Below are 20813 nucleotides of genomic sequence, written 5' to 3'. Positions count from 1 at the left end.
GGCTCAACGCGCCCCGCCTCGCCGTGGCGGGAGAAAAACAAGGCCCCTGTCGGGGCCCTGTAGAATCTGGAGCGGGAAACGAGACTCGAACTCGCGACCTCAACCTTGGCAAGGTTGCGCTCTACCAACTGAGCTATTCCCGCAGATTCATTCGACCTGCGTCGAAGGAGCGCTATTGTGTCCAAATTCCTTCACGCCGTCAACAGTCTTCACACGATGCGGTCACAGTCGTCCGCAGTGGGTTACGCTGCCCCGCCCGGACCTGCGCGCCCATGTTCCTTCGCGGCAAGCCACTGCTGATCGCCCTGCTGCTGCATCTGCTGGCAGCACTGCTCTATTGGGCCGTGATGCCCTGGGGCCTTGCGTGGTATCGCGCGCACGTCGGATTCGATTCGCACCGAGACATCGGCCTCGGTCTCGCCCAGCTCTACCTGTTCTGGATGTTCATCGCTGCGCAGCCGCTGATCGCCGTGCTGCGCCCGCTGGCTGCCAAGCTCGCGGTGCTGGCGCTGCCGCTGGCCCTGGCCACCTGGACCCTGATGCACCACCATCCACTGCGGGCGCTGTACTTCACGATCGGCCCAGGCCTGCTGGCATTGGCCGCGATCATCGCAACGGCGCGGCTCTCCTCACGCAGCCACGCGCTGCCCATCAGGGACACCGCCGATGCCTAGGCGCTACATCCGCTTGTTCTGGCTGCTGGTCGCGCTGACCTGGCTGGCGCTGATCGCTGCATTGGTCAATGCCGGTTTCACCCCGGACTACTGGCTGCTGCATCAGCTGGAGGAAGGCCACACGCTGCCCTATCCGACCAGCAGCGTGATCGTCTTCGCGTTGCTGGGCACAGTGGAACTGGTCGTGGTCGCGCTGATCGTGCGCCCCTGGAGATTGAAGCGGCTATGGCTGCGCCTGCTGATCGCCTTCGCCCTGCTGCTGGCGTGGTCGGTGCCGTGGATGCTGTCGGCCATGCACCAGCCACCGGTGCATGGCACTCACCTGCTGTGGTTGCTGCTGCTGGACGTGGGCCTGCTGCTGGCGCTGTGCCTGGTCCCACTGGTGAGCGCGTGGCGCACGCTCCGGCATCGCAGGGCCCATGAACCGGCCCCGCCACCGGGCTGAAGTTACTTCCGGAACTCCACCCGCACATGCTGGCCGAAGCGCGCCTTGGCCTCGCCATCGAACTCCAGCACGCACTCCACCACCTTGGCTACGCCACGGCCTGCGTCTTCAGGCAGGCGTGCCTGCGCGAACACCGGGCTGATACGCACCACGCGTGCCGGCGGCAGCGTGCCGGTGTTCTCGGCGCCATCGCTGTCCGGCACCACGGTGGCGTGCATGCCGACCTGCACTGCGTCGGCGTAGGCGGCACTGAGTTCGGCGCGCACCTGCAGCGGGCGCGCCGGCAGCAGCGAAATCGCTGGCTTGCCCGCCTGCACGAAGGCGCCGAGGCCCGGCACCTGGCCGACCACTGTGCCGGCTTCCGGCGCGGTCAGCGACATCTGCTGCAGTTTCAGTTTGGCGTGCTCCAGCTTGTGCTGGGCCATGTCGACCTGCGCACCGGCCACGTCGACATCGGCACGCACACCGGCCAGTTGCTGCTTGGCCGCGTCGGCCTGCTGATTGGATGACACGCCTTCACTGGCGCCGGTGGCCAGGCGGGTGGCGTTGCGCTCCAGTTCGCGCAGCTGCGCCTGGCTGCCCTTCAGCCGGTCATTGGCCAGGGCCAGATCGGCGGTAGCCATTGCCACCTCCTGTTGCAGCAGCGCGCCATCCAGCGACAGCAGGACCTGCCCCTTCTTCACCAACGCCCCCTCCTTCACCGGCGCGGCGCTGATCGAGCCATCCAGCGGCGGCGCCAGCGCAATCAACCCGCCTTCGACGTCGATGATGCCGCGCGCCACCGCGACCTTCCCGGCCGCGCTGCCGGCCTTGCCTGCAGGCATTGGCGCTGGCGTGGGGGCGTCCTTGGAGCAGGCGCCGAGCAGCAACGCTGCGGAAAGGGCCAGGCTGAGCGGGAACAGGTGTGACGTCTTGGTCATGGGGCGGGCTCTACAGTTTCGTTCTGGCGGCGGTCATCACGGACGATGCCGTCTTCCATGGCGATCACCCGATCGGCATGCCGGATCAGGCGTGGATCGTGGCTCACGCACAGCACGGTGGCGCCATGCGCACGTGCGTAGCGATGCAGGATGTCGATCACGCGCTGGCCGTTCTCGGCATCCAGCGCACTGGTCGGTTCGTCGGCGAAGATCAGCGTGGGCGACTTGGCGAATGCGCGGGCGACAGCGACGCGCTGTTTCTCACCGCCGGACAGCTGCGCCGGGCGCATGTGGCTGCGATGGCTGAGGCCGACTTCTTCCAGTGCCCTGCGCGCCAGCGGTTCGCTTTCGCGATTGCGCATGCCGCGGTAGCCCAGCGGCAGCTGCACCTGCTCCAGCGCGGTCAGCGCCGGGAACAGGTTGAAACCCTGGAACACGAAGCCGACGTGGTGCAGGCGGAAACGCTCCACCTCGCTGCGGCTCATGTGCCCCACATCCTGGCCGAGCGCGTGCACGCGGCCACCGTCGGGCGACGACAAGCCCGACAGCAGCGACAACAGCGTGCTCTTGCCGCAACCGGAGGGGCCGGATACCAGGGTCAACTCGCCCGGATAGATATCCAGCGACAGGCCACGCAGCACCGGCACCTGCACATCGCCGGACATGAAGCCTTTTTCCAATGCTTCGGCCCGCAGCGTGGGGGCGACGCCATGTCTGGAGGTCATCGGCCGGTCCTCAACGCAGCAGCAACGATGGATCAGAACGGACCACGCTGCGGACCGCCATGATGCTCGACAGCATGGCCATCACCGCGACCAGGGCCACGCAGCCGAGAATCACCATCGGGGTCAGCTGCACCGGCACGCGCTGGGTCTGCGCGATCAGCAGCACCACCGTACTGAAAGCAGCGGCCAGCAACATGCCCACGCCACCAATCAGCAGCGCCTGCTCGAACACCACCCGCGCCAGCGCATAGCGGCCTGCACCCAGGGCGTTGAGCGTGGCGTATTCGCGCACCGAACCGGCGACCACCGAGGCGAACGACTGGTTGGTGATCACCGCGCCGACGAAGCAGACGATGACCGCCATGAACAGCACCGCGATGCCGGCGCCGGTATCGAACAGCCAGTACTGCTGCGAGCGGCTGGCGAACTGCGGCGCGGTCCAGAATTCGACCGGCGTGGCCTGCCCCATCGAGGCCACCAGACGATCACGCACGCGGTCGGCCAGGTCGGGCGAGCGCAGGCCCGCCACGAAATAGGTGCTGCCTTCATGCGGATCGGTGCCGGCAATGCCGCGCGCGGTATCCAGCGAGGCCAGCACGTTGACGCCACCGAGGCCGCGCAGACCCGGTTGCGCGGCAACCACACGCACGGCCTTGCCGTTGATCCAGGCGCGGTTGTTCTGCAGGTCCACGCCCAGCGTGTCCAGATCGGCGCTGTCGACGATCACCGCACCTGGCTCGCGCAACTGCGCACGCAACTCGGCCGGCAGGATCTGCGCGAACATCATCGCGTCGTCGCGGGTGGAGATGCCGGACAGATACACCGACACATTGCCGGCGCCCTGCGCACTGGAACGCCACTCGCCGTCGACCCACTCATAGGGTTCGACACGGGTGACATCCGGGTCCATGCGCAGGTGGCTTTCCACATCGGCGCTGATCGCATGGCCGTAGTTGACGCTCTGGGTGCCCGGGAAGCCGGCCCAGATATCGGCCGAGGATGCCTTCACGTAGATCGCGGCGGTGCCGAAGATGCCCAGCACCAGTGCGGCCTGCACGATCAGCAGCACGCCGGCGAAGCACATCGCCAGCACCACCGGCAGGAACCGGCGCCACTCGTAGGCCAGGGTCTTGCGGGCCAGCGCGATCATTGCAGCTCGCCCTCAGCCTCGACCGGCAGCGGTGCGCCGCCAAGGGCGCGGTACAGCGAAGCAAACGCCAGCACGCGTGCACCCTGCGCGGCGATCAGATCGCCCTGCGAGGCCAGCGCGGCACGCTGCGTGTCGAGACCCTCGAACTCGCTGGACAGCCCCAGCTGCACCTGCCGCGCCTGGCGTTTGACCTGCTGCCCGGCGGCATCATTCGCCGCGCGCAACGACTGGATGCTGCTGTCCTGCCGCGCCAGGCTGCCCAGCGCGCCTTCCACTTCACTCACGCCTTCCAGCACCGCCTTGCGATAGCCGAGCAGCGCGGCATCCAGCTGCTTCTCATTGGCATGGAAGCGCGCACGGCGCTGGCCCCAGTCCCACAGTGGAATATCGATGTACGGACCGATCGAGGGGCTGGAATCGGAGTTGGAGCGCGCGTTCTGGGTGAGGTTGTAGGCGTACAGGATTGAGCCGCCGAGGCTGACCCGTGGGTACATCGCCGCGCGGGCAGAGCCCTTGTCGGCCGCCGCCTGCAGCACTTCCGATTCTGCCAGCAGGATCTGCGGACGGTGCCGCAGCAGATCCGCCGGCACCTGCTGCAACGCGAACGCACCGAGCTTCGGCGGCGTGCGGTACGCACGCCAGGCCGGGTCAGGGCCATCGCGGCCGAGCAGCAGTGCCAGCGCACGCGCCGCGTTGTCCGCGTTTTCGCCAGCCTGCGCGATCGCGGCGCGGGTCGCCGCCTGCCGCGCACGCAACCGGTCCAGCTCACCCGGCTCATCCAGGTGCAGGCGCTGCCGCACCCGCGCCAACTGTTCGCCACGATCGTCCACGGCCTGCTGGCGGGTCAGCAGATCCTGCTGGGCCTGCGCAACGGTCAGGTCGAGATAGCTGCGCACCACATCGGCGATCACCGCCACCTGCGCCGCGCGGCGCAGCGCTTCAGCATTGCCGGCCGAGGCCTGCGCGCCCAGCTGCGCGCTCTTTGCGGCGCCGAACAGGCCCAGGTCCCAGATCGCCTCGATGCCGGCATGGAAATAGGTGTCGACGGCGGCGGCGTCCTGCACCTGCTTGGCGCTGGCCGAGATTTCCGGCAGGAAGCGCGAATCGGAAGTGCCGGCGACGATGCGCACCGCCTGCAGACGCAACGTGGCCTGCTGCAGGTCGAGATTGCCCGCGATGGCCTGGTCGACCAGGCCGTCCAGTGCCGGGTCGGAGAGCATTTTCCACCACTGACGGGCATCGACCGCCACGCCCTGGCCCTGCGGCACCTGGGTCCAGGCGCTGGGTGTGCGATCAGGCAGGTCCGGGACGGACACCGACATGCAGCCAGCCAGAGCCAAGCTTGCAAGCAGCGCGCCGGGGCGCAGCACGGCCTGCAGGGTGATTCCGCGCCCGGTCCTGGGCACTGCCACTGGAGTGATACGCCTGACCACCAGCCCGCCAACGTGTAGAAGGAGCATGAAGGCTACCGTGCGATTGTGGAGCAAACATGGAGAAATGGTCCGAAAAAGGTCACAGCGCGCGTGCGGTTCAGGCAGCGATGGCATGAGCCTTTCGTCAGCCTTTCAGGGCATGCAGCACACAGAACACTGGACACGATCCGAGGCCATTGGCGCCCACCTCGGCCTTCCCCGGCCGGTTGCCTGCGGCCGTCCCCACGACCATGACACCCCGCCTTCCGGACTGACATGTTCGAAAACGACAGGCCCGGCATACTCGTAACACGCCGGCCATCAAGACGACGGGGTGCGACGACAGCGGCCGCGGTGACCCACATCATGACAAACGAAAAACGCCCCCTTTCGGGAGCGCTTTTCCTGAATCTGGAGCGGGAAACGAGACTCGAACTCGCGACCTCAACCTTGGCAAGGTTGCGCTCTACCAACTGAGCTATTCCCGCTTGGGAGGCGGCATTCTACCGGATTCGCATCGGAGGTCAAGCACGGATCCCGAGGATCCGATGCCATCGATGAAGCACCACTTCATCACCGATGAAAAAATGAAAAACGCTCTCCTGCGAGAGCGCTTCTTCTTGAATCTGGAGCGGGAAACGAGACTCGAACTCGCGACCTCAACCTTGGCAAGGTTGCGCTCTACCAACTGAGCTATTCCCGCTTGGGAGGCGAAATTCTACCTGTTCCGGGGATGACGTCAAGCGGTTTTTTCGAGAACATGCGAGATGACTCGCAGCACGTATCCACGCTGGGCGTGGATCTCCTGGACAACTGCTGATCCACGCCATGGCCCGATAAACCCGCGCCGCGACCCGGTAGATCCACAGCATGCGTGGATGTCGATATCGATGGGGTCCGAGCCCCTTCCTGCGGAAAGGGATCCGACCCCGGCGCTCAGTTGCCCAGCTTCTTCTGCCGCGAGCGCTCGCGTGCGGCGCGCTCGTCTTCGCGCAGGCTCGGCCAGGCGGCGTGCAGGTACTGCAGGCCCGACCACAGGGTCAGCACGGCGGCAATCGCCAGGGTCCAGTCGCCGATGTGGAAAACCGGCCAGCCCATCCAGATGTCTTCCACCGGCACGTTTGGGGCCACCGAATACAGCAGGCACAGCAGCGCGACCATCTGCGCGGTGGTCTTGACCTTGCCGATCATCGCCACGCGCACCTTGGCGCGCTGGCCCAGCTCAGCCATCCACTCGCGCAGCGCCGACACCGCGATCTCGCGGCCGACGATCACCGCCGCCCAGAACGCCATCCACGGCGTCGGATGCCCCTGCACGATCAGGAACAGTGCCACCGCCACCATCAGCTTGTCCGCGACTGGGTCGAGGAAGGCGCCGAACGCCGATTCCAGCTGGTAACGGCGTGCGATCCAGCCATCGAGCCAATCGGTGATCGCGGCCAGGCCGAAGATCGCCGCCGACGCGAAGTTGGTCCAGGTGTAGGGCAGGTAGAACACCAGCACCAGCACCGGGATCATCACGATCCGCAACAACGTCAGCCAGGTGGGCAGGGTCAACTTCATGCTTGCGTGCTTCTCTCTCTACTCGGCCGCATCGGGCGTGGCCAACCCGTGCAGGTTAGCGTAGATGCGTGCCGCAAGGGCGTCATTGATGCCTTCCACCTTTGCGATTTCCGCCTCGCCGGCCGCTTTCAGTCCGACCAGGCCGCCAAAATGCTTGAGCAGGCTGGCACGACGGCGTGGGCCAATGCCAGGGATGTCCTCCAGCTTGCTGGTCATCCGCGCCTTCTGGCGGCGGCCGCGATGGCCGGTGATGGCGAAGCGGTGCGCCTCGTCGCGCACCTGCTGGATGAACTGCAGCGCCGGACTGGCCGCGCCCGGCCGCAATTCGCGGCCATCGGGCATCACCAGCGCCTCATGGCCGGCGCGGCGCTCCACGCCCTTGGCCACGCCCACCAGCAGCACGCCTTCCACGCCAAGGTCGGCCAAGGCAGCCTGGGCCTGGGCCAGTTGGCCGGCGCCGCCGTCGATCAACAGCACGTCCGGCAACACGCCCTGCTCTTCCACTGCGCGACGGAAGCGACGGTCGATGGCCTGGCGCATGGCCGCGTAATCGTCGCCAGGCTCGATGCCGCTGATGTTGAAACGGCGGTACTGCGCACGCACCGGGCCGGCGGCGTCGAACACCACGCACGAAGCCACCGTGGCCTCGCCCAGCGTATGACTGATGTCGAAGCACTCCACGCGCTTGACCGGCTCGGCCAGGCCCAGCATCTCGCGCAGCGCATCGCTGCGTGCGTGCTGCGCGTTGCGGCTGTTGAGTTCGGTGGCCAAGGTCAGCTGCGCATTGCGGCTGGCCAGTTCCACGTAGCCGGCACGCTCGCCGCGCACGTTCCACTTCAGCTGCACCTTGCGCTCGGCCGAGGCCGACAATGCGGCCACCAGCAGGTCGGCATCGGGAATTTCACGGTCCAGCAGGATCTCGCGCGGCGGCTCGAATTCGACGTAATACTGCGAGACGAATGCGGCCAGCACTTCTTCCGCGCTTTCCTCGCCATTGGTACGCGGGAAGAACGGGCGGGTGCCGAGGTTGCGGCCATCACGGAAAGCCAGCAGCAGCACGCAGGCCTGCGAACCCTGCATGGCCACTGCCAGCACGTCCAGGTCAGCGGCGCGGCCATCCACGTACTGGCGGGTCTGCATGCTGCGCAGCGAGGAAATCAGGTCACGCAGGCGCGCGGCCTGCTCGAACTCCAGCGCCTCGCTTGCGGCCTGCATCTGCTCGCCCAGTTCACGGGTCAGCTCATCGCTCTTGCCTTCCAGGAACAGCGCGGCGCGGCGCACCGATTCGGCGTACTCGACAGGCGCCACCAGCTCCACGCACGGTGCACTGCAACGGCCGATCTGGTACTGCAGGCAAGGCCGCGAACGATTGCGGAACACGCTGTCCTCGCAGCTGCGCAGCTTGAACAGCTTGTGCATCAGGTTCAGCGTCTCGCGCACCGCGGTGACGCCGGGATACGGGCCAAAGTAGCGCCCGGGAATGGCACGCGGACCGCGATGCAGCGCGATGCGCGGCCAGTCCTCGCGGGTCAGCAGCACGTGCGGATAGGTCTTGTCGTCGCGCAACGACACGTTGTAGCGCGGCGACAGCGATTTGATCAGCTGGTTTTCCAGCAGCAGCGCTTCGGCTTCCGAACGCGTGACGGTCACGTCCATGCGCGCGATCTGCGAGATCATCGACATGATCCGCGCGTTCTTCGGGCTGCCGTTGAAGTAGCTGCCGACGCGGTTGCGCAGCGCACGCGCCTTGCCCACATACAGCAGGGTGCCGTCGGCGGCGTACATGCGGTACACGCCGGGCGCGGTGCTGAGCTGGGCCGCGAAGGCCTTGCCGTCGAAGGCCGGGGCGGGAACGTCGGTCATTCGCTGATCGGCACTTCGCTGAGCACGCCACTGTCAGGGTCGAAACGCAGCACGGCATGGGCGTCGGTCTCGGCGATCCATACCGCACCGGCCCCCACTGCCAGTCCGGCCGGGCCATGCAGGCGGCGCGGCAGCGGCTGCGTGGTCAGTTCACCGCCGCCCAGACGCAAGGTGCGCAGGCGGCCATTGCCACTGTCGGCGATCCACAGCAGCGGCGCGTCCGGGCTCAGCGCAATGGCCTGCGGAAACTGCAGGCTGGCCTGCGCGCGTGGGCCGTCCTCGCTGCCGAAGCGCCACACTCCCTGCCCGACCAGGGTCTGCACCAGATCACCACGCAGTTGCAGCGCGCGGATCGAGGAGCCCAGGGCATCGGCCACGTACAGCACCTGCTGCACCACCGCCAGCGCGCTGGGCTGGGCGAAGGCGGCCAGATGGCCACTGCCGTCACGATCATCCAGCGCACCACTGCCGGCGCGCCATTGCAGGCTGCGCTGGCCGAGGTGGTAGCTCCAGATGCGGTTGTCGCCGGCCATGGCGATGTGCAGCTGATTGTCAGCGATGGCCAGGCCGACCGGATGGTCCAGCGACACCTGCCGCGCCTGCGTGACCAGGCCTTCCGCCGGCGCACCGGGGCGGCCGTTGCCGCACAGGGTATCGACGATGCCGGTCAACAGGTTGATGCGGCGCACGGCATGGTTGCCGGTGTCGGCGACGTACAGCGCGTCGCGCTCCAGTACCAGCGCCTGCGGTCGGTGGAATGCCGCCTCGGCGAGGTTGCCGTCCATGAAATCGGCGGTGCCCAGCCCGAACTGGCGCAGGATGCGGCCGCCATGACTGCATTCGAGGATGCGGTGGTGGCCACTGTCGGCGATGTACAGGCGCTCGGTACTGACCGCCAGGCCAAGCGGGAAACGCAGCGCCTGGCGTGGTTCCGGGTGCAGCTCAGTGCCGCCGCGCGGCGGCGCGGAGGGGACGCCCAGGCACAGCGCATTCAACGCGCGCTCAAGCTCTCCCGCTGCGCCCTGCCCGACCAGCCGCTGCTGTTCGCGGCCCTGCGCGTCCAGCAGCACCACGGTCGGCCACGACGTGATGCCGAAGCGGCGCCAGCCATCCCAGTCCGCATCGAGCAGCACCGGCATGGCCAGGCCCTGGCGGCGCAGCAGTTTCAGCGCGGCGCCGGCCTCGCGTTCGAAATCGAAACGCGGCACCTGCAGCACCAGTGGCTGCAACTTGCCGGGGTGGCGCGAGAGCCATTGGCCGAACTCGGCCAGGCGTTGCGCGCTCCACGCGGAGGCGGCATTGACGAACAGCAGCGCCACAGGCCGGCCGCGCAGTTCGGTCAGCGTGCAGGGGGTGGCATTGAGCCAAGTGGCGAACTCGGGCAGGTCCGGGACGGGCTGGACGTTCATGACCCGATTATGCCGGAGTCGGCGTCACGCAACAGTCGTGCCACGGCACGTTTCGCAGCATCGTCGACCAGCGTCCAGGCCTGTTCGAAGTGATCGCTGCCGCCGGTGTACGGGTCAGGGATCGCGACCCGACCCGCCGCTCCGGACCACGGCAGGTACAACGCCAGCCGTTGCCGCTGCGCAGGCGTCGCCAGGCGACCGGCATCGCGCAGGTTGGCCTCGTCGGCACACAGGATCCAGTCGAAACGCTCGAAGTCCACGGCCTGCAGCTGGCGCGCGCGCAGGCCGCCGATATCCACGCCATGCCCGGCCGCGCAGGCGATCGCGCGGCGGTCCGGGGGCTCGCCCACATGCCAGTCGCCGGTGCCGGCCGAATCGACCTGCACCCGTCCCGCCAGCGGCGAGGCCGCCAGGCGTGCGCGCAGCGCACCTTCGGCCATCGGCGAGCGGCAGATGTTGCCGAGGCAGACCACCAGCAGCTTCATCGCGCGGCCATCGCCTGCAGCAGCGCCTCGGCGCGCTCCAGGTCCTCCGGCGTATCGATACCCGGCGGGAACGGTTCGGGCGAGATCGCCACACTGATCGGATAGCCCGCCTCCAGCACACGCAGTTGCTCCAGCGATTCGACCTGCTCCAGCTGGCCCGGCGGCATTGCCGCGAACTGCTGCAGGAAACCAGCGCGATAGCCGTAGATGCCGATGTGGCGCAGCCAGGCATGCCCTTCCGGCAGCGTGTCGCGGCTGCGCGCAAAGCCATCGCGGTGCCAGGCGATCGGTGCGCGGCTGAAGTACATCGCTTCGTTGCGCACGTTGCGTACCAGCTTGACCACGTTCGGGTCGAACAGCGTATGCACGTCTTCGACGGCGGTGGCCAGGGTCGACATCGGCGCACTGCCGCCGACCAGCGCCTTGGCCACGGCTCGGATGCCGGCCGCCGGTGCAAACGGTTCGTCGCCCTGCAGGTTGACCACCACCGTGTCGTCAGCCCAGCCGGCGATGCGCGCGCACTCGGCCAGCCGGTCGGTGCCGGACGCGTGCGATGTGGCAGTCATCGCCACCTTCACCTCGGCCATGCCGGACAAGGTATCGGCAATGCGCTGATCGTCGGTGGCTACCCATACCTCGCGGGCGCCGGCCTGCAGTGCGCGACGCGCCACGTGCAGCACCAGCGGCTCACCGCCCAGCAGGCGCAGAGGCTTGCCCGGCAACCGCGAGGCGGCGTAACGGGCCGGGATGGCGACGACGAATTCGGTCATGCGGGCGGTACTCGGCGGGCTCGTAAGAGCAGGAATGTGGCCGGCGGCAGGAGAATGCAAGCGCTGCCGCGCCACTCAGTTGGGTCGCAGCTTGTCCAGGCGGTCGGTCAGCGCCACCCAGAACGCAGCGGGCAGCTCGGCGCGCAACGGCACCGCGTAGTGCCAGTCGTTGCCGAACGTCCGGCATTTCACCGCGTCCTTCTCGGTCATCAGCACCGGCAGCTGGCTGCCGAAGGACAGGTCCTGCGGCTGGTAGGCCTGATGGTCGGCGAACGCATGCGGTACCACGCCGATGCCGCGCGCGCGCAGCATGTCAAAGAAGCGCTGCGGGTGGGCGATGCCCGCCACCGCGTGCACGCGCTGGCCCTTGAACCCGGACAGCGGACGCGCGCGGCCACCAGCCAGCGGCTGCGCGCTGTCGATGTGCAGGGCCATCGGCCACTGGCCGAAACCACAGGCCTGGGCTGCGGTTTCCTCATCGGCCTGGCCCAGGTTGACAACGCGGAAGTCACATTCGGTGGCGCGGCTGACTGGTTCGCGCAACGGCCCGGCCGGGATCATCCGGCCATTGCCGTAGCGACGCTGCGCATCGACCACTTCGATCTCGATATCACGCTCCAGCCGGTAGTGCTGCAGGCCGTCGTCGCAGACGATCACGTCGCAACCGGCCTCGACCAGCGCCTTGCCGGCGGCCACGCGGTCAGCGTCCACGCGCACCGGGACACCGGTCTTCCAAGCGATCAGCACCGGCTCGTCACCGCCTTTGGCGGTCGGCGTGTCCGCCTGCACCCACAGCGGTTTGTCGGCGTCTTCGCGGCCATAGCCGCGGCTGGCGACGCCGGGCTTCCAACCGGCCGCGCGCAGTCGCTCGACCAAGGCGATGGTCAGCGGGGTCTTGCCGGTGCCGCCGGCGGTGATGTTGCCGACCACGATCACCGGTACCGGCAGCGTATAGCGCTTGCGCCAGCCACGCCGATAGGCGCGGCGGCGCAGCGCGGTGACGCCGGCATACAGCGGGGCCAGCAGGCGCATCGCCCACGGGACCGGGCTGCCGTCGTACCAGTACGGCGGGGTCTGGGTACCCTTGCCGGCCATCAGTCCTGCCTTTCGCGGAACTGCATGCTGTGCAGATGCTGGTACAGACCGCCCATCGCAAGCAGCTCCTTGTGGGTGCCGCGCTCAACGATGCGGCCGTGGTCCATCACCAGCACCAGGTCGGCATGTTCGATGGTCGACAGGCGATGCGCGATGACCAGCGTGGTGCGCTCCGGCATCAGGCGCTGCAGCGCATCCTGCACCAGCCGCTCGGACTCGTTGTCCAGCGCGGCGGTGGCTTCGTCGAGGATCAGGATCGGCGCGTCGCGCAGAATCGCGCGCGCGATCGCCAGGCGCTGGCGCTGGCCGCCGGACAGCAGCGCACCATTCTCGCCCACCGGAGTCTGCAGCTGCTGTGGCATGCGCGCGATGAACTCCCACGCATTGGCCGCTTCGGCCGCTGCACGGATCTGTTCCTCGCTCGCCTCCATGCCATAGGCGATGTTGGCGGCGATGGTGTCGTCGAACAGCATGACCTTCTGCCCGACCATTGCCACCTGCCGGCGCAGGTCGGCCAACGGGTAGTCGTCCAGCGCCACGCCATCAAGGGTGATGACGCCGCCACTGGGCTCGTAGAAACGCGGCACCAGCCGGATCAGGCTGGTCTTGCCACTGCCGGAACGACCGACGATGGCGGTGACCGTGCCTGGCTTGGCCACGAAACTGATATCGTCCAGGGCGATGCCGCTGTCCTCGCGGTAACGCAGCATGACGTGGTCGAAGGCCAGCTCGCCGCGCACGCGCTGCACGTTGTTGCGGCCCTCATCACGCTCGACCGGCATGTCGAGGATGCCGAACAGGCGTTCTGCAGCGGCCACGCCGCGCGAGATCGAGGTCTGCACGCTGGTCAGGCGGCGCAGCGAGGGAATGATGGCCATCATCGAGGTCATCAGGCCCATGAACTGGCCGGCGTTGAGGCGCCCGGCCAGCGCTTCGCGGGTCGATACCCAGACGATCACCGCCAGCGCCAGCGCGGCCAGGAACTGCACCACGCTGGACGCCGCCGCACGGGTGACTTCCACCTTCATGTTCAGCGACAGCATGCGGTTGGCCAGGCGCGAATAGCGCGTGATCTCATGCTGCTGGGTGCCGTGCACCTTCACTTCCTGCTGCGCGGCCAGCGACTGCTCGGCCGTCTGCGCCATCGAACCCATGCCATCCTGGATGCCACGGCTGATGCGGCGGTAGCGCTTGCCCACGAAGGACACGATCACCCCGATCAGCGGCACCACCACCAGCATGGCGACGGTGACCTTGACGCTCATCTGCAGCATCACCGCCAGCATCGCGATGATGGTCAGGGTGTCGGCGACCACGGTCTTGAGTGCATCGGCACTGGCCTGGGTGACCTGTTCGGTGTCGAAGTTCAGGCGGCTGACCATCACCGGCGTCGCTTCGGTATCGAAATGCGAGGACGGCAGGTGCAGGTACTTGGCCAGCACCTGTTCGCGCAGGTCGCGCACCACGCTGCGGCCGGTCTTGGCCAGCGCATAGTCGCTCACCCAGGTGGCGACGCTGCGCATCAGGAACAGGCCGAGGATGGTCAGCGGCAGGATCACCGCCATGCGCGGTTCGGGGTTGACGAAACCACGGTTGACCAGCGGCTCCATCAACTTGGTGAAGTGGTAGCCCGCCAGGGCTTCGACCACCATGGCGATGACCGCGGCCACCATGAACACCCAGTAGGCGCGGGTGTACCCCAGCAGACGTTTGTAGATCGGCCACACCGGCGCGTGATTGGAACTCATGGACGCACCTCGGGTGCTGTTGCAATGGCAATACGGCGGAAACCGAGCTGACCCAGCGCGTCTTGCGCGGTCACCACGGCCTGGTAGGGAGTGCGCGCGTCGGCACGCAGCAGCACGGTCTGATCGCGATCGCTGCCGGCCACGGCGGCGATGGTCTGCTTGACCGACTCGACGTCGTTGCGCAGCACTTCCTGATCATTGATGAAATAGCGGCCCTCGGCGTTGATCAGCACGCTGAGCGAGCGCGGCGGCTCGTTGGTCTGCTGCTGGCTCGCGGTCGGCAACTGCACCTGCAGCGTCGAACGCGCGTCGAAGGTAGTGGTGACCACAAAGAAGATGATCAGCACCAGGATGACGTCGATCAGCGGCACCAGGTCGATGTGCGGCTCATCCTGGGATCGGTCGTTGCCGATACGCATCGTTCAGGCCTTCGCCGTAGCGGCGCCAGGCGAGCGCGCGGCCGGCGCCGGGTTCATCACTCCGGGGCGGCCGTCGAGCGTATCCAGCAGGGCGCTGGCTTCCTGCTCCATCTCCACCACGTAACCGTGGATGCGGCCCTTGAAGTAGCGATGGAACATCAACGCCGGGATCGCCACGATCATGCCGGTGGCCGTGCACACCAGCGCCTTGCCGATGCCGCCGGCCAGCTGGTTCACGTCGCCCACGCCGTGGTCGAGGATGCCCAGGAACATCTGGATCATGCCGATCACCGTACCGAGCAGGCCCAGCAGCGGGCCGGCCGAGGCAATAGTGCCCAGTGCGTTCAGGAATCGCTCCATACGGTGCACCAGGTGGCGGCCGGTGTCCTCGATGCGCTCGCGGATCTGGTCGCGCGGGCGGTTGCGCGATTCCAGCGCGGCGGCCAGCAGCGCCCCCAGCGGCGAGTTGGCGCGAAGGGGCTGCAGGTGCGCCGGGTCAAGCTTGCCGCGCGCAGCCCAGGTGCGCACTTCCTGGCCGAGGCCGGGCGGCAGCACTTCAGTGCGCCGCAGGGACCAGAAACGTTCCAGGATGATTGCCAAAGCCAGTACGCCCAACAGCAGCAGCGGCACCATCGGCCAGCCACCGGCCTTGACCAGTTCCCACACGTTTCAACCCTCCGGCCCAACGGCCGCTTGTTCGATCTCCGATAGGATAGCAGCCGACCGCGCCCGCCCAGCGGCATCCCACCACCGGGATGCATGGATACGCTGTTCACGCAGCTGCAGCCCTTGTGGCCCAAGCCATACGCGGATCGCCCCGGAGTCAGCCGTGGCCAGCACTTCGGCCCCCTGCGCCTGCCAGCGCCGCACCACCTCCGCGCGCGGGTGGCCGAAGCGGTTCTGGTGGCCAGCCGAGACCAGCGCCAGCCGCGGCGCCACCGCCGCCACCCAGGGCGCGCTGGAGCTGCCGCCACTACCGTGGTGCGGCACCAGCACCACATCCGCCTTCAGCGCCGCCGGCGCCCCCTGCAACAGCGCCTGCTCGGCCGACCGGCCGATATCGCCGGGCAGCAGCACCACGCCGTGGTGGCTGGCAATACGCAGCACGCAACTGTCCTCGTTGCCAGCCGACCGCCTGCCGGGTGGCGGATGCAGCACCTCGAAGTCGACCCCGTCCCAGTGCCAGCGTAGGCCCTGCCGGCAAGCGCGGGCCCCGACGATGCCACTGCCGGCCGGCGCCAACAGCCGGAGCCTCGGAAACTGGCGGCGCAGGCTGGCCAGGCTGCCGGTGTGGTCCAGGTGATCATGGCTGAGCATGACCTGTGCGGGCACCGCTTGCCCCAGCGCGCGCAGGGTCGGCAACAGGATCCGTTCATTGCCCTCGCCGCCGGTCGGCGGCCCAACGTCATACCAGAGTGCATGCCTGGCCGTGCGCAGCAGCACCGCCGTGCCTTGGCCGACATCGTGCACCAGCACCTGCAGCTCTCCCTCGGCCGGCGCATCGCGGGCCGGCCACAACAGCGGCAGGCACAGTAGCAGCCCGGTCAGGCCGCCCGCGCTACCGCGTGGCAGCAGCCACCAGAACACCCCCAGCAGCGCCGCCGGAACCGTCCAGCCCGGCGCCTCGGCCAGCCACCACATCGCCTGCGGGTGCAGTGCCAGCGGCTGCAGGACCTGCCAGCTCAGGTCAAAAAGCCACGCCGCTGCGCGCCAGGCCCAGCGCCCCGCCCCGTCATGCAGCGCGTGCAGGGCGGTGCCGAGCAGCGACAGCGGCACCACCAGCAGGGTCCACCACGGAATGATCGGCAGGTTGACCAACGGCCCCAGCCGCGCGCTGCCGCCGAACAGGGCCACGCCCAATGGCAACAGTCCCAGGGCAGCCACCCCCTGCGCGGCGAGAAAGCTGCGCAGGCCACTACCGACGCCCTCCGAGCGGGCCTGCGGCAGGCACCACAACAACCACAGCACCCCACCGAAGCTCAGCCAGAAACCCGCCGACAGCACTGCCAGCGGCGCCGGCAGCACCATCGCCATCGCGGCCAGGGCCAGCCCCTGCCCGGTTCCCAGCGGGCGGCGCCCGGCACGGGCCAGCGCGACCAGGCCGATCATCACCGCCGTACGTACGGTGGGAAGCGAGGCGCCCGCGACCATGGCATAGGCCGCCGCGGCCAACGCGGCCGCACAGGCCGCCGCCTGTGGTCGAGGCCAGCATCGCCCCAGCCACGGGCACAGCCACCACAACACACGGCACACCAGCACACCGACGCCGGCGACCACGCCGACGTGAAAACCGGAAATGGCGACCAGATGGGTCAGGCCCAACGCGCGCAGATGTTCCCAGTCGGTATCGGACAAACCCCGGGTATCGCCCAGCGCCAACGCCTGCACGAAGCGCGCGGCAGGATGCGCAACCTGTGCAGGAATGGCCGCACTGCTGCGCTCACGCCACGCGGGCAGGCCCTGCGCGGGCAGCATCTCGCGCGCCCGGGCGGGATCGCGCACCGTGCCACTGCCGGCCAGCCCCTGCAGCAGCGCGTGCCGCTCACCATCGAAACCGCCGGGGTTGATCCGCGATCGTGGCGCCTGCACACGCAGCACGAGCGACCAGCGCGAACCAGCGCGAACCGCATGGCGCGCGGCGTCGGTGCTGCCCGAGGCCGGCGCGCGCCAGGGATCATTCCAGGTGACCTGCAGGCGCCTGCCCTGCAAAGAGGGCAACGCGTCGGCGGCATCAACCTGCAATACAAAGCGTGTGTAGCCGGGGCCGCCGCGCGGCAGATCGATCACCCTTCCGCTGACCTGCACCTCCTGCGCCGGTTGGCCGGGCGGAAGCTGTTGCCGCAGTGCCCACTGCCCGTGCAACGCCGCCCATGCCATGCCCAGCACGACCATTGCCGCGGCACGTCCACGCCAGCGCAGCAACCAACCGGCAAGGCCGGCCACGGCCAACGCACCGCACAGCCACAGCGGCGGCAGCTCCGGCAGCTGCACACAGGCCAGCGCCCCCAGTACCAGCGCAGCGGCACAGCGACGGCCAAACAGGGGAGCAGCGGAACGTCCGGCAACCATTCCGCCAGCCTGCGGCCCAGCGCGGCGGTACGGCTATCGGGCATTGCCGCGTGCGACTGTCAGCGCCGCACGGTACCGCGGTGGAAATTGACCCGGAAGCTGGCGCCTCCGCCAGCGGCTTCACCCACGCTGACCGAGCCGCCGTGGTGCTGCACGATTTCCTTCACCAGATGCAGGCCCAGGCCGCTGCCGCTGCCAGCGGCGCGCAGGCGATGGAAAGGTTCGAAGATCGCCTCGCGGTCGCCCACCGGAATGCCCGCGCCCTGGTCGCTGACTTCCAGCAGGCCGCGCTCGTCCAGGCGAAGGCAGATGGTGCCGCGGCCGCCGCCGTGGACGATGGCGTTGTGCACCAGATTGGCGATGACCCGGCCCAGTGCCAGGTTGTCGCCATGGATCCACACCGGCGCCTCCGGCGCGTCCACCTCGAAGCCGTAGCCTGCCCCGACCACCAGCGGTGCCAGTTCGGCCGCCGCTTCACGCACCAGCAGCGCCAGGTCCAGCCGCTGCAGCGCGCCGACATTGCGATCAAGCCGCTGCAGGTCGAGCAGATGTTCGGCCACATTGCCGAGGCGGGCGACGTCAGTCAGCAGCTGCGACTTCAGATCACCCTGCGGCAGCTGCGACAGGCGCGCCTGCACCACCGCGATCGGAACGCGCAGTTCGTGCGCGGCATCGGCGAGGAATTTGTCGCGCGCGGCGTAGCCCTGCTGCACCTTGTCGATGGCATCGTTGAAGGCCTCCACCAGCGGCGCGACCTCGGTCGACACCAGCCGCGCATCCAGCCGTGCGCCGGCCTGGCCGATGTCCAGTTCCTTGGCCTGCTGCGCGGAACGACGCACGCCGCGCATCGCGCGATGTATCACCGTCGGCATCACCAGCAGCGTGACTACGATCAGCGGCAGGAAGAACCACAGGCCGATCAGGCGCAGCACCATCAGCGCGCCATCCAGCAGGCCGCCCTTGGGTGCGCCGCCGACCATCACGGTGATGCGGCGCCCTTCTTCGGTGCGGATCATCACCCGCGCCACATCCAGGTAGGGCGGCACCAGCGAGCCGAGTTCGGTGGCCCCCAAGGTCGGCAGCCGTGCCAGCAGCGGCGCGTGGATGGCCGGGATGGTGCCGCGCTCCAGCCAGACGCCCTTGTCATCGACCGCCGCGAACCAGAGATTGCCTCCGGCCTCGGCGTCGAGCTTGTTCCAGCGCGCCTGGTCCAGCACCAGGCGTCCACCTTCGCTGTGCACGGCCTTGGCCACCGCTTCGGCCATGAACATGTCCATGCCCCAGGTATCCTTGTCGCCCCAGGTCAGGATCAGCGCGACCACCGCGAACAGCACGGTGAACGCCTGCGCCAGGAACAACCGCCAGGCCAGGCCCAGGGTGATGGATCGGATCGGGCGTGCCATCTCAGGCCTCCGCCAGCAGGTAGCCGACGCCGCGGATCACATGGATCTCCACACCTGCCCCGGCCTGTTGCAGTGCTTTGCGCAACTTGGAGATATGTGCGTCGAGTGCGTTGGACTGGATCTCATCATCGAAGCCATACACCGCCGCCTCCAGAGCGCTGCGGGTAACCGTGCGCCCCTGCCGCATCGCCAGCGCCTGCAGTACCAGCACCTGCCGTCGCGGCAATGCCAGTGGCTGGCCCTCCACCTGCGCCTGCAGCGATTCGAAATCGAATTCCAGCCGCCCCAGCCGCAGGCTCGGCGTCACCATCGCCGATGGCCGCCGTGATACCGCACGGATACGCGCCATCAGTTCCTCGATCGCCACCGGCTTGACCAGGTAATCGTCGGCACCGACATCCAGGCCTTCGACCTTGTCCGACAGCGTGCCCTTGGCGGTCAGCATGATCACCGCCAGGTTCGGCCGCAGCGCGCGCGCGGTGGCGACGAAACCGGCGCCATCACCATCGGGCAGCTGCCGGTCGAGCAGCATCAGCTGGTGCACCGGTTCACGCAGCGCGTTCGCCGCCTCGGCCAGGCTGCCGACCACGTCGGCGACCACGCCTTGCCGCTCCAGCCCCGATTGCAGGGCACGGGACAGGTCAGGATCGTCTTCGACCAGGAGGATGCGCATCGGGGGCTCGGCTGCCGGAAACGGTGCCGATCATAGTGCCTGGCGCCGGCTTTTTCCGCTTTGGCGTGGCCGATGCGCAGGCGCAATGTTCTGACAATGTTGCCCCGCCAGCATGCACAGCCATCCTCTGCGAAGTCGCTGATCGATGCCCTCACTGTCCCCGGTCCTGCTGCGCCCGTTCGTGTTCTCCGCTGCCATCGGCATGCCACTGTTCGGCCACGCCGCCGGCAAGGACCCGGGCGTACAGGGCGGCATCAGCGTTGGCGCGACCTCCGGCGCATACGCGCACTGCGGCGCCAAGCCACTGGTGGTGCCGGCCATTGCCTGGCGGGGCCAGCGCTTCTTCGCCAGCCCCGGCTCACTGGGCATGTACCTGTACAAGGGCCGCTGTTCGACTAATACGGCATCAGCGATGAGGAAGCACTGCGCTCGGGACTCGCCGCCTACAGCCCGGGCAGCGCCACGTCACCGAGCCTGCAGATCGCGGTCAGCACACCACTGGGCACCCGATGGCGCGCGACCGGCGTCGTTGCCAGCCAATGGTTCGGCGATGCAGTGAAGAACAGCCCGATGGCACGACGTGGCACGCAGACGTCGGCCTTTGTTTCCCTGATGCGCTCGTTCTGATCGAGCGTCCGCTACGGACAAGGACCCCCCATGGCCTCCGTCTCCCCCGCTACCGACGCACACGCGATCCTGCGCGCACCCGACCTGGACAGCGCCGAGCGCGTCTACCTTGGCCTGATGCCCGATCTTGAACATGTGGACGCGCTTGCACGGCGCGCCCTGGGCCAGCCGCGCGCTGCCGACGCGGCCCGGGGCTATGCACTGTCGATGACCCTGGTGGGACTGCGACTGCAGGAACTGGAAATGGGCGAAGCCAGCGCGAAGGAACACCGGCAGGCCACTCTGCACAGCCTGCGCCAGGCCTTCAGCGTCTGATCGCAGCTTTCCTGCGCGGCCTGCAGCCATGCTGCAGGGCAGCGCGTG

At 68.2% G+C, this 20813-nt stretch carries 19 protein-coding genes, 3 tRNA genes and 1 pseudogene; 4 read left to right on the top strand and 19 right to left on the bottom strand.

Going from position 1 to position 20813, the window contains the following annotated elements; all coding sequences use genetic code 11:
* Positions 1–67: 67 nt before the first annotated feature.
* Positions 68–143, bottom strand: a tRNA-Gly gene (locus QZ853_RS04120).
* A 129-nt stretch (positions 144–272) separates the two neighbouring features.
* Here QZ853_RS04120 and QZ853_RS04115 point away from each other — a divergent pair.
* Positions 273–674: a hypothetical protein gene (locus QZ853_RS04115; RefSeq protein ID WP_295570942.1), complete on the top strand. Its 402-nt coding sequence runs from the start codon at positions 273–275 to the stop codon at positions 672–674.
* A complete protein-coding gene (locus tag QZ853_RS04110) occupies positions 667–1119 on the top strand; it encodes a hypothetical protein (RefSeq protein WP_295570940.1) in 453 nt (150 codons plus the stop codon). The genes QZ853_RS04115 and QZ853_RS04110 overlap by 8 nt, the downstream gene beginning before the upstream one ends.
* Before the next feature lie 2 nt (positions 1120–1121).
* Here the strand turns inward: QZ853_RS04110 and QZ853_RS04105 are convergent, their stop codons facing one another.
* From QZ853_RS04105 to QZ853_RS04020, 18 genes are all read right to left on the bottom strand, one after another.
* A complete protein-coding gene (locus QZ853_RS04105; protein ID WP_295570938.1) occupies positions 1122–2039 on the bottom strand; it encodes an HlyD family efflux transporter periplasmic adaptor subunit in 918 nt (305 codons plus the stop codon).
* Positions 2036–2764 (bottom strand): ABC transporter ATP-binding protein, encoded by a 729-nt coding sequence (locus QZ853_RS04100; RefSeq protein WP_295570936.1) that lies wholly within the window; start codon positions 2762–2764, stop codon positions 2036–2038. The genes QZ853_RS04105 and QZ853_RS04100 overlap by 4 nt, the downstream gene beginning before the upstream one ends.
* A 10-nt stretch (positions 2765–2774) precedes the next feature.
* Positions 2775–3914: an ABC transporter permease gene (locus QZ853_RS04095; protein WP_295570935.1), complete on the bottom strand. Its 1140-nt coding sequence runs from the start codon at positions 3912–3914 to the stop codon at positions 2775–2777.
* The gene (locus QZ853_RS04090) at positions 3911–5374 is read right to left on the bottom strand and encodes a TolC family protein (RefSeq protein WP_295570933.1); all 1464 of its coding nucleotides are present in this window, start codon (positions 5372–5374) and stop codon (positions 3911–3913) included. Before QZ853_RS04090 ends, QZ853_RS04095 begins: the two co-directional genes overlap by 4 nt.
* 364 nt (positions 5375–5738) lie before the next feature.
* Positions 5739–5814: transfer RNA gene (locus QZ853_RS04085), tRNA-Gly, on the bottom strand.
* A gap of 139 nt (positions 5815–5953) precedes the next feature.
* A tRNA-Gly gene (locus QZ853_RS04080) sits at positions 5954–6029 on the bottom strand.
* Between the two features lie 233 nt (positions 6030–6262).
* Positions 6263–6889 (bottom strand): CDP-diacylglycerol--glycerol-3-phosphate 3-phosphatidyltransferase, encoded by a 627-nt coding sequence (gene pgsA / locus QZ853_RS04075; protein WP_010486073.1) that lies wholly within the window; start codon positions 6887–6889, stop codon positions 6263–6265.
* Positions 6890–6907: 18 nt separating this feature from the next.
* On the bottom strand, positions 6908–8752 hold the full coding sequence (uvrC, locus tag QZ853_RS04070) for an excinuclease ABC subunit UvrC (protein ID WP_295570932.1): 1845 nt from the start codon (positions 8750–8752) through the stop codon (positions 6908–6910).
* A complete protein-coding gene (locus QZ853_RS04065; RefSeq protein WP_295570931.1) occupies positions 8749–10161 on the bottom strand; it encodes a hypothetical protein in 1413 nt (470 codons plus the stop codon). The genes uvrC and QZ853_RS04065 overlap by 4 nt, the downstream gene beginning before the upstream one ends.
* A complete protein-coding gene (locus QZ853_RS04060; RefSeq protein ID WP_295570930.1) occupies positions 10158–10646 on the bottom strand; it encodes a low molecular weight protein-tyrosine-phosphatase in 489 nt (162 codons plus the stop codon). The genes QZ853_RS04065 and QZ853_RS04060 overlap by 4 nt, the downstream gene beginning before the upstream one ends.
* Entirely contained in the window at positions 10643–11416 is a 774-nt protein-coding gene (gene kdsB, locus QZ853_RS04055; RefSeq protein ID WP_295570928.1) for a 3-deoxy-manno-octulosonate cytidylyltransferase, read from the bottom strand. The genes QZ853_RS04060 and kdsB overlap by 4 nt, the downstream gene beginning before the upstream one ends.
* 75 nt (positions 11417–11491) lie before the next feature.
* The gene (lpxK, locus tag QZ853_RS04050) at positions 11492–12511 is read right to left on the bottom strand and encodes a tetraacyldisaccharide 4'-kinase (protein ID WP_295570926.1); all 1020 of its coding nucleotides are present in this window, start codon (positions 12509–12511) and stop codon (positions 11492–11494) included.
* On the bottom strand, positions 12511–14259 hold the full coding sequence (gene msbA / locus QZ853_RS04045) for a lipid A export permease/ATP-binding protein MsbA (protein ID WP_295570925.1): 1749 nt from the start codon (positions 14257–14259) through the stop codon (positions 12511–12513). Before msbA ends, lpxK begins: the two co-directional genes overlap by 1 nt.
* Positions 14256–14678, bottom strand: a complete 423-nt coding sequence (locus tag QZ853_RS04040; RefSeq protein ID WP_295570923.1) for a biopolymer transporter ExbD — start codon at positions 14676–14678, stop codon at positions 14256–14258. Before QZ853_RS04040 ends, msbA begins: the two co-directional genes overlap by 4 nt.
* Before the next feature lie 3 nt (positions 14679–14681).
* On the bottom strand, positions 14682–15344 hold the full coding sequence (locus tag QZ853_RS04035) for a MotA/TolQ/ExbB proton channel family protein (protein ID WP_295570921.1): 663 nt from the start codon (positions 15342–15344) through the stop codon (positions 14682–14684).
* A 3-nt stretch (positions 15345–15347) separates the two neighbouring features.
* A complete protein-coding gene (locus QZ853_RS04030; RefSeq protein ID WP_295570919.1) occupies positions 15348–17747 on the bottom strand; it encodes a DNA internalization-related competence protein ComEC/Rec2 in 2400 nt (799 codons plus the stop codon).
* 59 nt (positions 17748–17806) lie between these two features.
* On the bottom strand, positions 17807–19150 hold the full coding sequence (locus QZ853_RS04025; protein WP_295570918.1) for a HAMP domain-containing sensor histidine kinase: 1344 nt from the start codon (positions 19148–19150) through the stop codon (positions 17807–17809).
* Between the two features lies 1 nt (position 19151).
* Positions 19152–19823: a response regulator transcription factor gene (locus QZ853_RS04020; RefSeq protein ID WP_295570916.1), complete on the bottom strand. Its 672-nt coding sequence runs from the start codon at positions 19821–19823 to the stop codon at positions 19152–19154.
* Positions 19824–19968: 145 nt separating this feature from the next.
* Between QZ853_RS04020 and QZ853_RS20560 the strand changes: the two are divergent.
* Positions 19969–20450 (top strand): annotated as a pseudogene (locus QZ853_RS20560) (MipA/OmpV family protein).
* A gap of 30 nt (positions 20451–20480) precedes the next feature.
* Positions 20481–20765: a hypothetical protein gene (locus tag QZ853_RS04010; RefSeq protein WP_295570914.1), complete on the top strand. Its 285-nt coding sequence runs from the start codon at positions 20481–20483 to the stop codon at positions 20763–20765.
* Positions 20766–20813 lie beyond the last annotated feature (48 nt).

The organism is uncultured Stenotrophomonas sp. (assembly GCF_913778665.1).
Lineage (GTDB): Bacteria > Pseudomonadota > Gammaproteobacteria > Xanthomonadales > Xanthomonadaceae > Stenotrophomonas.
This window is presented reverse-complemented; position numbering and strand designations above follow the sequence as displayed.

Coding starts and splice junctions, on each gene's coding strand:
- QZ853_RS04040 (WP_295570923.1), bottom strand. CDS start 14,678: ATGCGTATCGGCAACGACCGATCCCAGGATGAGCCGCACATCGACCTG.
- QZ853_RS04020 (WP_295570916.1), bottom strand. CDS start 19,823: ATGCGCATCCTCCTGGTCGAAGACGATCCTGACCTGTCCCGTGCCCTG.
- QZ853_RS04030 (WP_295570919.1), bottom strand. CDS start 17,747: ATGGTTGCCGGACGTTCCGCTGCTCCCCTGTTTGGCCGTCGCTGTGCC.
- QZ853_RS04065 (WP_295570931.1), bottom strand. CDS start 10,161: ATGAACGTCCAGCCCGTCCCGGACCTGCCCGAGTTCGCCACTTGGCTC.
- QZ853_RS04105 (WP_295570938.1), bottom strand. CDS start 2,039: ATGACCAAGACGTCACACCTGTTCCCGCTCAGCCTGGCCCTTTCCGCA.
- QZ853_RS04095 (WP_295570935.1), bottom strand. CDS start 3,914: ATGATCGCGCTGGCCCGCAAGACCCTGGCCTACGAGTGGCGCCGGTTC.
- QZ853_RS04010 (WP_295570914.1), top strand. CDS start 20,481: ATGGCCTCCGTCTCCCCCGCTACCGACGCACACGCGATCCTGCGCGCA.
- QZ853_RS04100 (WP_295570936.1), bottom strand. CDS start 2,764: ATGACCTCCAGACATGGCGTCGCCCCCACGCTGCGGGCCGAAGCATTG.
- QZ853_RS04025 (WP_295570918.1), bottom strand. CDS start 19,150: ATGGCACGCCCGATCCGATCCATCACCCTGGGCCTGGCCTGGCGGTTG.
- uvrC (WP_295570932.1), bottom strand. CDS start 8,752: ATGACCGACGTTCCCGCCCCGGCCTTCGACGGCAAGGCCTTCGCGGCC.
- QZ853_RS04115 (WP_295570942.1), top strand. CDS start 273: ATGTTCCTTCGCGGCAAGCCACTGCTGATCGCCCTGCTGCTGCATCTG.
- pgsA (WP_010486073.1), bottom strand. CDS start 6,889: ATGAAGTTGACCCTGCCCACCTGGCTGACGTTGTTGCGGATCGTGATG.
- msbA (WP_295570925.1), bottom strand. CDS start 14,259: ATGAGTTCCAATCACGCGCCGGTGTGGCCGATCTACAAACGTCTGCTG.
- QZ853_RS04060 (WP_295570930.1), bottom strand. CDS start 10,646: ATGAAGCTGCTGGTGGTCTGCCTCGGCAACATCTGCCGCTCGCCGATG.
- QZ853_RS04090 (WP_295570933.1), bottom strand. CDS start 5,374: ATGCTCCTTCTACACGTTGGCGGGCTGGTGGTCAGGCGTATCACTCCA.
- lpxK (WP_295570926.1), bottom strand. CDS start 12,511: ATGGCCGGCAAGGGTACCCAGACCCCGCCGTACTGGTACGACGGCAGC.
- kdsB (WP_295570928.1), bottom strand. CDS start 11,416: ATGACCGAATTCGTCGTCGCCATCCCGGCCCGTTACGCCGCCTCGCGG.
- QZ853_RS04110 (WP_295570940.1), top strand. CDS start 667: ATGCCTAGGCGCTACATCCGCTTGTTCTGGCTGCTGGTCGCGCTGACC.